The 14,184-nt window shown below is 74.1% G+C and carries 14 protein-coding genes; 3 read left to right on the top strand and 11 right to left on the bottom strand.

Translation table 11 applies throughout. The features are described from left to right. Nucleotides 1-91: 91 nt before the first annotated feature. The 3 genes from aat to AB2L27_RS04450 all read right to left on the bottom strand — a co-directional run bounded on the left by aat (nucleotide 92) and on the right by AB2L27_RS04450 (nucleotide 2,834). Nucleotides 92-802, bottom strand: a complete 711-nt coding sequence (gene aat / locus AB2L27_RS04460; RefSeq protein WP_370440407.1) for a leucyl/phenylalanyl-tRNA--protein transferase — start codon at nucleotides 800-802, stop codon at nucleotides 92-94. Between the two features lie 106 nt (nucleotides 803-908). After that, nucleotides 909-1,286: a HesB/IscA family protein gene (locus tag AB2L27_RS04455; RefSeq protein ID WP_370440267.1), complete on the bottom strand. Its 378-nt coding sequence runs from the start codon at nucleotides 1,284-1,286 to the stop codon at nucleotides 909-911. Between the two features lie 93 nt (nucleotides 1,287-1,379). Continuing rightward, nucleotides 1,380-2,834 (bottom strand): dipeptidase, encoded by a 1,455-nt coding sequence (locus AB2L27_RS04450; RefSeq protein WP_370440266.1) that lies wholly within the window; start codon nucleotides 2,832-2,834, stop codon nucleotides 1,380-1,382. 67 nt (nucleotides 2,835-2,901) lie between these two features. Here AB2L27_RS04450 and AB2L27_RS04445 point away from each other — a divergent pair, with 67 nt between their 5' ends. The 3 genes from AB2L27_RS04445 to AB2L27_RS04435 are packed head-to-tail and all read left to right on the top strand — an operon-like array spanning nucleotide 2,902 to nucleotide 5,495. Next, the gene (locus AB2L27_RS04445) at nucleotides 2,902-3,495 is read left to right on the top strand and encodes a DUF3043 domain-containing protein (protein WP_370440265.1); all 594 of its coding nucleotides are present in this window, start codon (nucleotides 2,902-2,904) and stop codon (nucleotides 3,493-3,495) included. A gap of 10 nt (nucleotides 3,496-3,505) precedes the next feature. After that, the gene (locus tag AB2L27_RS04440; protein WP_370440264.1) at nucleotides 3,506-4,438 is read left to right on the top strand and encodes a COX15/CtaA family protein; all 933 of its coding nucleotides are present in this window, start codon (nucleotides 3,506-3,508) and stop codon (nucleotides 4,436-4,438) included. A gap of 46 nt (nucleotides 4,439-4,484) precedes the next feature. Beyond that, a complete protein-coding gene (locus tag AB2L27_RS04435; RefSeq protein WP_370440263.1) occupies nucleotides 4,485-5,495 on the top strand; it encodes an aldo/keto reductase family protein in 1,011 nt (336 codons plus the stop codon). A gap of 97 nt (nucleotides 5,496-5,592) precedes the next feature. Here the strand turns inward: AB2L27_RS04435 and AB2L27_RS04430 are convergent, their stop codons facing one another. From AB2L27_RS04430 to exaC, 8 genes are all read right to left on the bottom strand, one after another. Then, a complete protein-coding gene (locus AB2L27_RS04430; RefSeq protein ID WP_370440262.1) occupies nucleotides 5,593-5,802 on the bottom strand; it encodes a hypothetical protein in 210 nt (69 codons plus the stop codon). Nucleotides 5,803-5,811: 9 nt separating this feature from the next. Next, on the bottom strand, nucleotides 5,812-7,392 hold the full coding sequence (locus AB2L27_RS04425) for an MFS transporter (protein WP_370440261.1): 1,581 nt from the start codon (nucleotides 7,390-7,392) through the stop codon (nucleotides 5,812-5,814). Between the two features lie 74 nt (nucleotides 7,393-7,466). Further along, nucleotides 7,467-8,540 (bottom strand): quinone-dependent dihydroorotate dehydrogenase, encoded by a 1,074-nt coding sequence (locus tag AB2L27_RS04420; protein WP_370440406.1) that lies wholly within the window; start codon nucleotides 8,538-8,540, stop codon nucleotides 7,467-7,469. A 37-nt stretch (nucleotides 8,541-8,577) separates the two neighbouring features. Next, nucleotides 8,578-9,888: an MFS transporter gene (locus AB2L27_RS04415; protein WP_370440260.1), complete on the bottom strand. Its 1,311-nt coding sequence runs from the start codon at nucleotides 9,886-9,888 to the stop codon at nucleotides 8,578-8,580. A gap of 157 nt (nucleotides 9,889-10,045) precedes the next feature. Further along, nucleotides 10,046-11,080 carry a Gfo/Idh/MocA family protein gene (locus AB2L27_RS04410; RefSeq protein ID WP_370440259.1) on the bottom strand — a complete coding sequence of 345 codons (1,035 nt, stop codon included), beginning with the start codon at nucleotides 11,078-11,080 and terminating at the stop codon, nucleotides 10,046-10,048. 36 nt (nucleotides 11,081-11,116) lie between these two features. After that, nucleotides 11,117-11,485, bottom strand: a complete 369-nt coding sequence (locus AB2L27_RS04405; protein ID WP_370440258.1) for a DUF779 domain-containing protein — start codon at nucleotides 11,483-11,485, stop codon at nucleotides 11,117-11,119. A 4-nt stretch (nucleotides 11,486-11,489) separates the two neighbouring features. Next, nucleotides 11,490-12,515, bottom strand: a complete 1,026-nt coding sequence (adhP, locus tag AB2L27_RS04400) for an alcohol dehydrogenase AdhP (protein WP_370440405.1) — start codon at nucleotides 12,513-12,515, stop codon at nucleotides 11,490-11,492. A gap of 82 nt (nucleotides 12,516-12,597) precedes the next feature. Further along, complete coding sequence (exaC, locus tag AB2L27_RS04395; RefSeq protein ID WP_370440257.1) at nucleotides 12,598-14,121, bottom strand: acetaldehyde dehydrogenase ExaC; 1,524 nt, start codon at nucleotides 14,119-14,121, stop codon at nucleotides 12,598-12,600. Nucleotides 14,122-14,184: the final 63 nt, after the last annotated feature.

Raw genomic sequence — 14,184 nt, 5'->3', positions numbered from 1 at the left:
GTCGGCCTCTCCACGTACGAGCAGTGAACGGGGACGTTTCGTGCGCCTGACGCGTTGGTCCTTCGCAGGATCGTCCCCTCGCTGACAGAGACTACCCCCCGTCGTAGTCGTTCGGCCGATCGGGGCGCGCCGGGCCCGCCGGGCGCAGGGGGCGGGGCACGGGCCGGGCCAGGGCGGTGCCCAGGGCGCTCAGGTACTCCCGCCGCGGCACCTCCTGGACCCCCAGCGTCGCCAGGTGCGCGGTGCGCCACTGCACGTCGACCAGGCGGCCCCGCACCCCGTCGGAGGTCATGAGCTCGGCCAGGGCCACCACGGCGGCCTTGGAGGCGTCGGTGACCCGGTGGAACTTGGACTCGGCCGCGAACAGGCCGCCCAGGCTCAGGCCGTACAGGCCCCCCACGAGCTCGCCGTCGCGCCACACCTCCACCGAGTGCGCCCACCCCAGCCGGTGCAGGCGCCCGTAGGCGCGGGCGACGTCGGCGGTGATCCACGCCCCCGGCCGCGAGGGGTCGGCGCAGCCGGCGACGACGTCGTCGAAGGCGGTGTCCAGACGGACCTCGAAGGTGCGCAGGGACCGGCGCAGCGAGCGCGAGACGTGGACGCGCTCGGGGACCAGGACCCCCCGGGGGTCCGGGGACCACCAGCCCAGCGGACCGCGCCCGCCCCCGCCCAGCCCCATCGGGAACAGCCCGCACCGGTAGGCCTGCAGGACGGTGGCCGGGCGCAGGTCGCCCCCGGCCGCGACGAGGTCCTCCCCCTCGACGGGGACGGCGTCCTCGAAGGCGAAGCGGGACCCGCCCACGTCGAAGCGCTCCCGGCCGGCGGGCTCGCGCGGCGGGGCCAGCGCCCACACGCGACCGGCCCCCGCCCCCGGGTCGGGGGCAGGGGCCGGTCGGCTGGGCGCGCGGTCAGCTGAAGGAGTCACCGCAGGCGCAGCTGCTCCCCGCGTTGGGGTTGTCGATGGTGAACCCCTGCTTCTCGATCGTGTCGGCGAAGTCGATCGTCGCGCCGTCGAGGTAGGGCCCGCTCATCTTGTCCACGACGACCTCGACCCCGTCGAAGTCGCACACGGCGTCCCCGTCGAGGGCCCGCTCGTCGAAGTAGAGCTGGTAGATCAGGCCCGAGCAGCCGCCGGGCTGCACGGCGATGCGCAGCCGGAGGTCGTCGCGACCCTCCTGCTCGAGCAGCGTGCGCACCTTGGTCGCGGCCACGTCGGTCAGCAGGACCCCGTGGGTCGCCGCCGGCTCGGCGGTCGTCGCGGCAGTGGTGTCGCTGGTGGTGGTCATGAGCATCGTCTCCGGAAGCGCTCGCGGCGGACTGTCGGTGGGCACAACCGCCGGGGCGGTCGGCCTGTTCCCGACGGGTCGGGAGGGATCAGGCTACGCCTGCCGCGTGCGGCCCACCCGCGCCGCGAGCCCGTCCAGCAGCAGGACCTCACCCAGGCAGACCTTGGCGAAGTCGTCCAGGTGCAGCGACTCGTCGGCGCCGTGGGCGCGGGAGTCGGGGTCCTCCACGCCCGTGACGAGGATGGCGGCCTCGGGGTAGACCGCCGACAGGTCGGCCACGAACGGGATGGACCCGCCCATCCCCATCTCCACGACCGGGACCCCGAAGGCCGCCGCGAAGGCCTCCCGCGCGACCGCGTGGGCCGCGGTGGAGGTGTCGGCGGAGAAGGCCTGGCCCTCCTCCCCGTCCTGCACCCGCACGCGCGCGCCGAAGGGCGCGTTGGCCTGCAGGTGCCGGCGCAGCGCCGTCATGGCCGCCGAGGGGTCCTGACCGGGGGCGATCCGCATGCTGATCTTGGCCCGCGCCGAGGGGACCAGCGTGTTGCTGGCCCGGTCCACGGGGGTGGCGTCCAGCCCGATGACCGAGATCGCCGGCTTGGTCCACAGCCGGTCGGCCACGGTGCCCGTGCCGGCCAGCCGGACCTCCGGCAGCACCCCGGCGTCGGCGCGGAAGGTGGCCTCGTCCAGGTCCACGACGGGCGCGGTGGAGCTGTGCAGACCGTCGACGGCGACGTCCCCGTTCTCGTCGTGCAGGGTCGCCAGCAGCCGGGCCAGGCAGGTGAGGGCGTCCAGGACCGGGCCCCCGTTGACCCCCGAGTGCACGGCGTGCGTCAGGACGTCGACCGTCACGTCGCAGTCCACGAGGCCGCGCAGCGTCGTGGTGAGCGCGGGCACCCCGACCCGCCAGTTGCCCGAGTCGGCCACGACGATGACGTCGGCGGCCAGGGCCCGGCGGTGCTCGGCGAGGAAGGCGGCGAAGGTCGGTGAGCCGATCTCCTCCTCGCCCTCGACGAAGACCGTCACCCCGACGCCGTCGTCCGGGCCCCAGGTCGGCAGCAGCGTCCGCAGCGCGTGCACGTGGGCCATGACGCCGGCCTTGTCGTCGGCGGCGCCGCGGCCGAACAGCCGCCCGGCGCGCTCGGTGGGCTCGAACGGGGGGCTCGACCAGTCCTCCTCGCGGCCGGGCGGCTGCACGTCGTGGTGGGCGTAGAGCAGGACGGTCGGCGCCCCGGCCGGGGCCGGGCGCGAGCCCACGACGGCCGGGTGCGACTCCAGCTCCCCGCCGTCCGGGCCGGCGCCGGGGGCGCGCGCCGTCAGGACGTCCACGCGGGTCAGCCCGGCCCCGCGCAGCAGGTCGGCGACGGCGGCGGCGCTGGCGTGCACGTGGGCCGGGTCGAAGGAGCGCGCGGAGACGCCGGGGACGCGGACCAGGGCCTCCAGGTCGGCCCGGGTCGCCCCGTCCTGGGCGGCCGACGCGGCGCGCAGGTGCGCCAGGCGGTCGGCGTCCGGGCGGGCGGGTTCGCGGGTGGGGACCGTGGGATCGCTCACGTCCGCGACGCTACACAGCCCCGGCACGCCCGGGTCCGGGCCCCGCCCGGTGACGTACCCTGCACGTGTGTTCGGACGCTCGAAGGAGAAGTCGGCCCCCGCGGTCGAGCAGCCGCCCGTCGTCGAGCTGACGAAGGTCGGCGGCAAGGGGCGCCCGACGCCCAGGCGCAGCGAGGCGCAGGCCCGCAACCAGCGTCCCCTGGTCCCGGCCGACCGCAAGGCGGCCCAGAAGGCCAGCCGCGCCGCCCAGCGCGAGGAGCGCGCCAAGGTGCAGTCCGCCCTCCTGACCGGCGACGAGCGCTACCTCCCGGTCCGCGACCGGGGGCCGCAGAAGCGCTTCGTGCGCGACGTCGTCGACGCCCGCCGCAACGTGGGCGAGTACTTCCTCATCATCGCGGGGATCTCGCTGGTCCTGTCGATGGTCGCCACCCCGCTGGGGTCCACGACGCTGGTGCTCGGGACCACCCTGCTCATCTACGCCATGCTCGCGATCGTCGTCGTCGACAGCATCGTGCTAAGCCGCAAGGTCAAGCGGGCGGTCGCCGCGAGGTTCCCCGAACCCGACCGCGGCCTGGTCTCCTACGGGGTGACCCGCGCCCTGCAGATCCGGCGCATGCGCCGCCCGGTCCCGATGGTCGCCCGCGGCGCCCACCCCGCCTGAGCCGCCGGTCATGACCCAGCTCACCGACCCGGCCACCCGGCAGCCGCGCACGCACACCCGCGCGGTCCGCTGGACGACGACGGTCGCCGTCGCCGTCGCCGTCCTCATCATCGTCACCGGCGGCATCGTCCGCGTCACCGGCTCCGGGCTGGGCTGCCCGACGTGGCCGCGGTGCACCGACGACTCCTTCACCTCCGCGACGGCCGCGACGGGGCTGCACGGGGCCATCGAGTTCGGCAACCGCCTGCTGACCGTGGTCATCTGCGTGGCCGTCGGTGCCGTGATCATCGCCTGCCTGCTGCAGCGCCCCCGCCACCGCGCGCTGCTGTTCTCGGCCTGGGGCCAGTTCGTCGGGGTCCTGCTCAACGCGGTCGTCGGCGGCATCACCGTCCTGACGGGCCTGAACCCCTACGTCGTGGCCGGGCACTTCCTCGCCGCGATCGCCCTGCTCGTGTCCACGACCGTCAGCTACGACATCGCCCACCGCGCCGTCGTCCCGGCCCCCGCCGAGAGCACCCGCCGGCTCGCGCGCTGGCTCGTCGTCGTCACCGGCGTGGTGGTCGTCGTCGGCACCGTCGTCACCGGTGCGGGGCCGCACCCCGGGGACAGCGCCGAGATCCACCGGATCCCGGTGCACTGGGCCACGGTGACCGTCGTCCACGGCGTCGTCGCGGTGGCCGCCCTCGCGCTGGCGGCCGTGGTGGTCCTCGTGGCCCGCCGCGCCGGCGACGACCTGGTCGCCCGCCGCGCCACGGTCCTGCTCGTGCTGTTCGTGGCGCAGGCCGCGCTGGGCACCTACCAGAGCCTGGACGGGCTGCCCGGCCTGGCCGTCGTCCTGCACCTGTTCGGGGCGGCCCTGACCGCGGCCGGGGCGGCCCGGGTCCTGCTCGCCGCCCGCTCCACCACCGTCGACCGGCGCGCCCCGCGGACGCAGCCCGCCTGACGGCCGCCCCTCGCCCCCGCGCACCGGGGGCGTTAGGTTCACGGTCATGGAGTTCCGACACCTCGGTCGCAGTGGTCTGAAAGTCTCCGAGATCACCTACGGCAACTGGCTCACCCACGCCTCGCAGGTCGAGAACGAGGCGGCCGTCGCATGCGTGCACGCCGCGCTCGACGCCGGCATCTCGACGTTCGACACCGCCGACGTCTACGCCAACACGGCCGCCGAGACGGTCCTGGGCACGGCGCTGAAGGGTCAGCGCCGCGAGAGCCTGGAGATCCTCACCAAGGTCTACTTCCCCACCGGCCCCAAGGGCCACAACGACTCCGGGCTCTCGCGCAAGCACGTCCTGGAGTCGATCGACGGGTCCCTGCGCCGCCTCGGCACCGACCACGTCGACGTCTACCAGGCGCACCGCTGGGACGTCTCGACCCCGGTCGAGGAGACGATGCAGGCGTTCGCCGACGTCGTCCGCGCCGGCAAGGCCCTCTACATCGGCGTCAGCGAGTGGACCGCCGACCAGCTGCGCCGGGGCCACGAGCTGGCCGGCGAGCTGGGCTTCCAGCTCATCTCCAACCAGCCGCAGTACTCCGCGCTGTACCGGGTGGTCGAGCCGGAGGTCGTGCCGACCTCGCGCGAGCTCGGCATCTCGCAGATCGTCTTCTCCCCCGTCGCCCAGGGGGTCCTGACCGGCAAGTACACCCCCGGCGGTGCTCCGCCGGAGGGCAGCCGCGCCACCGACGAGAAGGGCGGCAAGCAGATGATCAGCCGCTGGATGCGCGACGACGTGCTCTCGCGGGTCCAGGAGCTGAAGTCGGTCGCCCGGGAGCTGGAGCTGTCGATGGCCCAGCTCGCCGTGGCCTGGGTGCTGCAGAACGACAACGTCGCCTCGGCGATCATCGGCGCCTCCCGCCCCGACCAGGTGCGCGAGAACGTCAAGGCCTCCGGGGTCACGATCCCGGCCGAGCTGCTGCAGCGCATCGACGCCGTCCTCGGTGACGTCGTTGAGCGCGACCCCGCCCGCACCGCCGCGACCTCCCCCACCGAACGCCCCTCCTGAGCCGCCCGGGATCGTGTCGTTGACGCGAAGCGCCGGTAGGTTCGGCGCTTCGCGTCAACGACCCCGAGAAGGAGCCCTCGGGAAGGAAGCGGGAACGTCAGTCGGCCGGGCGCAGCGACAGCGGCCCGTACACCTTCGCGCCGTCGGCCCACAGGTGGGCGTTCTCGGCGCCCTGCTCGCGCAGGCCGTGCCACGCCTCACCGATCCACACCTCGGCGTCGGCCTGGGTGGGGAACTCCGTGCCGTCCCCCGCCACCGTCCGCCCCTCGGCGTCCTCGTACGTCCACGTCCACCGCGTCGGTCTCACGGGACGACGCTACCCGGCGCGGTGCTTGGCCACCGAGGCGTCGTGCGCCCCGTGCTGGCCGTGGTGACCGGGGGTGCGGCCCTGGCGGCGCAGCAGGTCGACGACGGCGAAGACGAGAGCGAGCAGGACGAGCCCGAGGGACACCCGCAGGCCGTCGGACAGGGCGTGCCCGAACACGTCCTGCACCTGCGGCGACGTGCCCTGCCCCGAGCCGGCCTCCTGGGCCTGCCCCCCCAGGCCGGCTCCGGCCACGGTGGAGAAGAAGATCGCGGTCGTCGCGGCGACGCCGACGGCCGATCCGACGCGCTGCCCGGTCTGCAGCACCCCGCCGGCCACGCCCGCCACCCGCGGGGGGACGTCGGCCAGGGCCAGGGTCTGGTTCGGGGAGATGACCAGGCCCGAGCCGGCCCCGGCGACGGCCAGGCAGGCGGCCAGGGCGATCGCCCCGGAGGTGCCCTGCACCGCGGCGGCGACGAGGTCGGCGCCCAGCAACCCGGCGGCGACGACGACCAGGCCCACGACGACGACGGTCCGGCCGCGCGCGGCGACCTGGCGGCCACCGACCTGCGCGAAGATCCCGGACATGATCGCGAAGGGGGTCTGCACGAGCCCCGCCTGCCACGGGGCGAGCCCCAGGCCCGACTGCAGGTAGAGCGTCACGACGAGGAAGATGCCCGTGAACCCGGCGAAGTAGGCGATGCCGACGAGGGCGCCGTTGCTGTAGGAGCGGGTCCGGACGAGGTCGCCGTCGACGACGGGTTCGCGCCCGCGCCGGCCCTCGCGCCGCTCCCAGGCGACGAACGCGGCGAGCAGCACCGCGGCCGGCAGCAGGAACCACCAGCGCGCGGGTGAGTCCCCCTGCCCGGTGGTCAGGACGAAGGGCAGCATGCCCAGGACGGTGGCCGCGGCGAGCAGCAGCAGACCCGTCACGTCCAGGTGCAGCCTGCCCGTCGACCGGTTCGGGTCCCTGCCGGGCAGCCACTTCCACGCCAGCGGGATGAGGACGATGCCGATGGGCACGTTGACGAGGAACACCCCGCGCCAGCCCTCCTGCTCGCCGAAGACGGCGAGGATGCCGCCGCCGAGGAGGGGGCCGACGGCCGTGGACAACCCGATCGTCGTCCCGAACGCCCCGAAGGCCCGGCCCCGCTCGGCGCCGGTGAACAACTGCTGGATGAGGGCGAGGACCTGCGGGTTGACCAGGCCGGCGCTGATGCCCTGGGCGAGCCGGACCACGGCCAGCGCGGTGGCCGACTGCACCAGCCCGGCGGCCGCGCTGGTGAGGACGAAACCGGCCAGGCCGACGACGAACATGAGCCGGCGCGAGTACAGGTCGCCGATGCGGCCGGCGGGGACGAGGACGAGCCCGAAGGCCAGGGCGTACCCGGCGACGATCCACTGCACCTGCGAGGAGCCGGCCCCGAGGGAGGACTCGATGGAGGGTAGGGCGACGTTGACGATGGAGACGTCGAGGAGCGTCATGAACCCCACGACGAGGCAGACCGCGAGGGCGCGCCAGCGGTTGGGGTCGGGCGCGTCCCGGTGCGGGTCGGGGGTGGGGCCGGTGGGGCGCCGGGCCGTGTCGGTCACGGATCTCCTCGGTCGGGTTTCGCTCGGGCAACCGTCGAAGCCTCACCCGCGCGGACCGCGCCCACAAGTCGGGGCTAGCGGTCGCCCTCGCGCCGCGTCCGGCTCGCGGCGAGCTGGTCCAGGACCCGGCGCGCCCAGCCGGGACCCTCGTAGATGAACGCCGTGTACGCCTGCACCAGCGAGGCCCCGGCCTCGAGCCGCTCGGCGACGTCGGCCGCGGTCTCGATCCCGCCGACGCCGACGAGGACGAGCGAACCGTGGGTGCGCGCGGCGAGCCGGCGCAGCACCTCCAGCGAGCGCGCCTTGAGCGGGGCGCCGGACAGTCCCCCGCCCCCGGCCGCCTCGACGACCTCGGGCGGGGTCCGCAGACCCTCGCGCCCGATCGTCGTGTTCGTCGCGACGATGCCGTCCAGGCCGAGGTCGAGGGCCAGGTCGGCGACCGCGTCGACGTCGGCGTCGGACAGGTCGGGGGCGATCTTGACCAGGAGCGGGACGTGCCGGTGGGCCGCCCCGTCGGCGGCCTCGCGGACGGCGGCCAGGACGGGCCGCAGCTTCTCCACCGCCTGCAGGTCCCGCAGCCCGGGGGTGTTCGGGGAGGAGACGTTGACGACGAGGTAGTCCGCGTACGGCGCGAGCAGCCGCGCCGACGTCGCGTAGTCGGCGGCGGCGTCGGCCTCGTCGACGACCTTGCTCTTGCCGATGTTCACGCCCACGACGACGGGGTGCGCCGGCGGGACGGCCCGGTACTGCCGCAGCCGCCTGGCGACGACCTCGGCGCCGTCGTTGTTGAACCCCATGCGGTTGACGACGGCGCGGTCGGCCACGAGCCGGTGCAGCCGGGGCCTGGGGTTGCCCGGCTGCGGCAGGGCCGTGACGGTGCCGACCTCGACGCAGGCGAAGCCGAAGTTCCCCAGGGACTTCAGGCCCGTGGCGTTCTTGTCGAACCCGGCCGCGAGCCCCAGCGGGGTCGGGAAGTCCAGCCCCAGGGCCCGCACCCGCAACCGGTCGTCGTCGGTGGTGAAGCTGCGGCGCAGCAGGTCCGGGGCCACCGGGACGCGGCCGGCGAGCCGCATCCCGGCGAAGGCCCAGTGGTGGGCGACCTCGGCGTCGATGCGGGTGAGAACGTGCCGGTAGAGGGTCTTGTACACGCGTCCGCTCACCGCCACGCCAGCACCCTAACGGGGGTCAGTCCAGGGAGGAGGTACGGGTCTCACGCAGCAGGGCCAGTGAGACGAGGCTCACGACGGCCGTCCCGGCGAGGTAGTAGCCCACCCAGCTCACGTCGTACGTGGTGGCCAGCCGGACGGCCGTGTACGGCGCCAGCGAGGCCCCGAGGATGGAGCCGGAGTTGAAGGCCAGCGAGGCCCCGGTGTACCGGACGGTGGTCGGGAACAGCTCGGGCAGGTAGGCCCCGATGGGCCCGAAGACCAGCCCCATGAAGAACAACCCGGCGCACAGCCACACCATGACCAGCGCGGTCTGCCCCGACCCCAGCAGCGGGCCGGTGAGCAGGCCGACGACGGCCCCGCCCGCCATCGCCGTCGCCAGCACCGGGCGGCGCCCGAACCGGTCCGAGAGCCACCCCGACAGCGGGGTCGCGGCGGCCATGAACAGGACGGCGACGCAGAGCATGAGCAGGAACTGCTGGCGGGAGTAGTCCAGCGTCGTGGTTCCGTAGCTCAGCGACCACGTCGTCGTCAGGTAGAAGAGCGTGTAGGTCAGCATGACCGAGAAGGCCCCGAGGACGACGACCTTGCCGCTGCGGCGGAACGTCTCGGCCACCGGGACGCGCACCGGCCGTTCCTCGGCGAGGGCCTTGGCGAACACGGGGGTCTCGGCCAGGCTCAGCCGGATCCACAGGCCCAGGACGACGAGCAGGGCGCTCAGCAGGAACGGGATGCGCCAGCCCCACGAGGTGAAGGTGGCGTCGTCCATCCGCGTCGCCAGCACGATGAACAGCGTGTTGGCCAGGACGAAGCCGAACGGGGCGCCGAGCTGGGGGAACATGCCGTACAGGGCGCGGCGGTTCGGCGGGGCGTTCTCCGTCGCCAGCAGCGCCGCGCCGCCCCACTCCCCGCCGAGGCCGAACCCCTGCCCGAAGCGCAGGACGCACAGCAGCGCCGGGGCGAGGTTGCCGACCGAGGCGTGCGTGGGCAGCACGCCGATGAGGACGGTGGAGATCCCCATGACGAGCAGGGCGGCCACGAGCGTCGTCTTGCGCCCGACGCGGTCCCCGAAGTGGCCGAAGAACACCGAGCCGACGGGGCGGGCGACGAAGGCGATGGCGAAGGTCGCCAACGAGGCCAGCGTCGCGGCGGTGTCGTTGTCGGAGGGGAAGAACAGCGCCGGGAAGACCAGGACGGCTGCGGTCGCGTAGACGTAGAAGTCGTAGAACTCGATCGTCGTGCCGATGAGGCTGGCGGCGGCGACCTTGCCGACGGGGTTGGTGGGCGGCGCGGTCTGCGCCGTCCGCGTCTGACCTGGCGTGGCGGACATGGGGAACCTTCGGGGGCGGCGGGACGGGAGGGGCCCCCAGGGGTCGGCCTGGCCGGGCGGTCGACACCCGCTGCGCACCGGGGTCGCCGTCGCCGCTCCGGGTGTCCCGGCAGACTACGCGCCGCCGACGCGGTGTCCAATTCGCGGGACGGGCGTCTCAGCCCGCGAGACGGACGACCTCACCGGTGCGGGCGGCCTCGCGGGCCGCGTCGACGACCCGGCAGGTGCGCACCGCGTCGTCGGCCTCGACCGGGACGGGGCCCTCCCCGCGCACGGCCGCCGCGAACGCGGTGTAGAAGTCCGGCCAGCGGCCCCGCTCGCTGGGCACCCGCCGCACCGGTCCCCCGCCGGCGGCGAGCGCGCCCCAGCGGCTGGGCGGCTCGCTCCCCCACGCCGCGCCGTCCGTCCGCGGGGTGCGCCCGGCCAGGAGCAGTTCCTCCTGGACGTCCATCGGGGAGTCCACGACGAACGTCCCGGCCGTCCCGGTGACGCGGAACCGCGGTCCGGGGACGGGCTGCTCCCACGACCCGGACAGCTCGCTGCGCACCCCGCCGGTGTGGGCGAGCTGGAGGCGGAACTCCCGCTCGGTCCCGTCCCCGCCGCGGGTCTGGGCGGCCACCGCGGCGACGGGCCCGAACAGGTGCAGCACCTGGTCGACGAGGTGGGCGCCGAAGTCGCGCAGCAACCCGCCCCCGGCGGCGGGCGGGTCGCCCGGGGCCCAGCGCTCGAAGGCGGACTCCAGGCGCACCACCTCCCCGAGCTCACGCTCGGCCAACACCCGGCGCAGCGTCAGCAGGTCGGAGTCCCAGCGGCGGTTCTGGTAGGGCGAGAGCAGCCGGCCGGCCGCCCGGGCGCGCCGCACGGTCGCCTCCGCCGCGGCGGCGTCGAGGGCGAACGGCTTGTCGCACACCACGTGCGCCCCCAGGTCCAGCGCCTCCTCCGTCAGCGCCGTGTGCGTGGCGGCCGGGGTGGACACGACGACGACCTCGGCCCCGGCCGCCACGGCCTGCGCCGTGGACCCGACGACCTCGACCCCGGGGTGCTCGGCCCGCACCAGGGCCGCCCGGTCGGGGTTCGTCGTGACGACGAACCCCAGCCGGGTGCCCCGCGCCCCCTCGACGACGGGGGCGTGGAAGAACCGGCCGCCACCGCCGTAACCGACGAGGGCGACGACGACGTCACGGGTGCTCATGCCGCCACCGTAGCGAGCGGCGTCCGCCGGCGGGCCTCAGACGCGGCAGACGTCGGAACGCACGAGGAACCGCACCCCGTCGGGGGCCTCCAGGGAGAACCCCGCCCCCCGGCCCGGGACGAGGTCGATGGTCAGTTCCGTGTGCGCCCACACCCGGTGCTGCTCCTTGGACATCCACACCCCGACCGTGAACCCCTCGACGTGCCCGTCCTCGCCCTCCAGCGGCGGCACCTCGACGTTCCCGAGGAACTCGTCGGCGTCGGACAGGATGAAGTCGCCGTCGGCGAAGCACATCGGGGAACTGCCGTCGCAGCACCCCCCGGACTGGTGGAACATCAGGTCCCCGTGCCGGGCCCGGAGGCGGCGCAACTGCGCGGCCGCCGCCGGGGTGTGCCCTACCGCCACGACGTCACCCGAGCTTCCCGGTGAGGTCGAGCACCACCCTGCCGTCGATCCCGCCGCGGGCCATCCGCTCGAGCACGTCGTTCACCGCCGACAGCGGCTCGACCGACGTCGTCGGGTGGATCGTGCCGCGGGCGTAGAAGTCCAGCGCCTCGGCGAGGTCCTCACGGGTGCCCACGATCGACCCGCGGATCGTCAGGCCCTTCAGGACGATGTCGAAGATCGGCGCCGGGGAGTCCCCGGGCGGCAACCCGTTGAACACGATCGTCGCCCCGCGCCGGGCGACCCCGAGCGCCTGGCCGAAGGCCGCCGGGTGGACCGCGGTGACGAGGACGCCGTGGGTCCCGCCGGTGGCCGCCTGGACGACCTCGGCCGGGTCGTGCGTCCTGGCGTTCACGGTCACCTCGGCCCCGTGCCGACGGGCCAGGTCCAGCTTCGCGTCGTCGACGTCCACGGCGGCGACGTGCAACCCCATCGCCACCGCGTACTGGACGGCGATGTGCCCGAGGCCACCGATGCCGGAGACGGTGACCCACTGGCCGGGACGGGCCTCGGTCATCTTCAGGCCCTTGTAGACGGTCACGCCGGCGCACAGCACCGGCGCCACCGCGACGGGGTCGGCCCCCTCGGGGATCCGGGCGGCGAACCTGGAGTCGACGAGCATGTACTCGGCGAAGCTCCCGTTCACCGAGTAGCCGCCGTTGCTCTGCGACTCGCAGAGCGTCTCCCAGCCCGTCCTGCAGTAGGTGCAGGAACCGCAGGCGGACCACAGCCAGGCGTTCCCGACCTGCTGGCCCACCGACAGGTCCTCCACCCCGGCGCCGAGCGCCACGACCCGCCCGAACCCCTCGTGACCGGGGATGAAGGGCGGTGAGGGTTTCACCGGCCAGTCGCCGTGGGCGGCGTGCAGGTCGGTGTGGCACACCCCGGAGGTCTCCACCCGGACGAGCGCCTGCCCCGGGCCGGGCTCGGGGACGGGTACCTCCTGGAGCTGGAGCGGTTCGCCGAAGGCCGTGACCACGGCGGCCGTCATGGTGCTGGGGACGGTGGGGGCGAGGGCGGGTCGTTCGTCCTGCAGGGTCATCGTCGATCTCCTGTCGGTCCGGTGGGTCGGCTCAGAAGAAACCGAGCTTGCTGGTGGAGTAGCTCACGAGGAGGTTCTTCGTCTGCTGGTAGTGGTCGAGCATCATGGCGTGGTTCTCGCGGCCGATGCCCGAGCTCTTGTAGCCCCCGAAGGCCGCGTGCGCGGGGTAGGAGTGGTAGTTGTTCGTCCACACCCGCCCGGCCTGGATGCCGCGGCCCATCCGGTAGGCGAGGTGGATGTCGCGCGACCAGACCCCGGCGCCGAGGCCGTAGAGGGTGTCGTTGGCGATCTTCAGCGCGTCGTCGGGGTGGTCGAACCGGGCCACGGAGACGACGGGCCCGAAGATCTCCTCCTGGAAGATGCGCATGGAGTTGTCGCCCTCGAACACCGTCGGGGTCACGTAGTACCCCCCCGACAGCTCCCCGCCGAGGTCGGCGCGCTCCCCGCCGGTCAGCAGCTTCGCGCCCTCCTTCGTCCCGATGTCGATGTAGGACAGGATCTTCTCGAGCTGGTCGTTGCTCGCCTGGGCCCCGATCATCGTCTCGGTGTCCAGCGGGTTGCCCTGCTTGACCGCCTTGGTCCGCTCCAGGGCGTCGGCCAGGAACGTGTCGTAGATCCCGCTCTGGATGAGCGCCCGCGACGGGCACGTGCACACCTCGCCCTGGTTGAGGGCGAACATCGTGAACCCCTCCAGCGCCTTGTCGTAGAAGTCGTCGCGGGCGGCGGCGACGTCGTCGAAGAACACGTTGGGGCTCTTGCCGCCCAGTTCCAGCGTGACGGGGATGAGGTTCTGGCTGGCGTACTGCATGATCAGCCGGCCGGTCGTCGTCTCGCCCGTGAAGGCGATCTTGCGGATGCGCGGGTTGCTGGCCAGCGGCTTGCCGGCCTCGGCGCCGAACCCGTTGACGACGTTGACGACCCCGGGGGGCAGCAGGTCCCCGATGACGTCCATGAGCAGCATGATCGAGGCCGGCGTCTGCTCGGCGGGTTTGAGGACGACGGCGTTGCCGGCCGCGAGCGCCGGGGCCAGCTTCCAGATCGCCATGAGCAGCGGGAAGTTCCAGGGGATGATCTGCCCGACGACGCCGAGGGGTTCGTGGAAGTGGTAGGCGACGGTGTCGTCGTCGATCTGGGAGATGCCGCCCTCCTGGGCGCGCACCACCCCGGCGAAGTAGCGCAGGTGGTCCACGACGAGGGGCAGGTCGGCCGCGAGGCACTCGCGGACGGGTTTGCCGTTGTCCCACGTCTCGGCCACGGCCAGCTTCTCGAGGTTGGCCTCGATGCGGTCGGCGATGCGGTTCAGGACGAGGGCGCGCTCGGCGACGGAGGTGCGGCCCCAGGACGGGGCGGCGGCGTGCGCGGCGTCCAGGGCGCGCTCGACGTCGGCGGCGGTGCCGCGGGCGATCTCGGTGAACGCCTGGCCCGTGACCGGGCTGGGGTTCTCGAAGTACTGACCCTCGGCGGGGGCGACGCGCTCGCCGCCGATCCAGTGGTCGTAGCGGTCGGCGTAGGAGACGACGCTGCCGTCGCGTCCGGGTGCCTCGTAGACCGTCATGGGAGACCTCCACGGTGAGGGGACGGCGACTGCTCCGTCGCCGTGGTCCCACCCTGCGCCGGG

This window comes from Kineococcus halophytocola (assembly GCF_041276425.1).
GTDB lineage: Bacteria > Actinomycetota > Actinomycetes > Actinomycetales > Kineococcaceae > Kineococcus > Kineococcus halophytocola.
This window is presented reverse-complemented; position numbering and strand designations above follow the sequence as displayed.

Excerpts from the sequence above, each read along its gene's own strand:
- AB2L27_RS04440 (WP_370440264.1), top strand. The coding sequence starts at position 3,506 with ATGACCCAGCTCACCGACCCGGCCACCCGGCAGCCGCGCACGCACACC.
- AB2L27_RS04435 (WP_370440263.1), top strand. The coding sequence starts at position 4,485 with ATGGAGTTCCGACACCTCGGTCGCAGTGGTCTGAAAGTCTCCGAGATC.
- adhP (WP_370440405.1), bottom strand. The coding sequence starts at position 12,515 with ATGACGGCCGCCGTGGTCACGGCCTTCGGCGAACCGCTCCAGCTCCAG.
- AB2L27_RS04415 (WP_370440260.1), bottom strand. The coding sequence starts at position 9,888 with ATGTCCGCCACGCCAGGTCAGACGCGGACGGCGCAGACCGCGCCGCCC.
- AB2L27_RS04455 (WP_370440267.1), bottom strand. The coding sequence starts at position 1,286 with ATGACCACCACCAGCGACACCACTGCCGCGACGACCGCCGAGCCGGCG.
- AB2L27_RS04410 (WP_370440259.1), bottom strand. The coding sequence starts at position 11,080 with ATGAGCACCCGTGACGTCGTCGTCGCCCTCGTCGGTTACGGCGGTGGC.
- exaC (WP_370440257.1), bottom strand. The coding sequence starts at position 14,121 with ATGACGGTCTACGAGGCACCCGGACGCGACGGCAGCGTCGTCTCCTAC.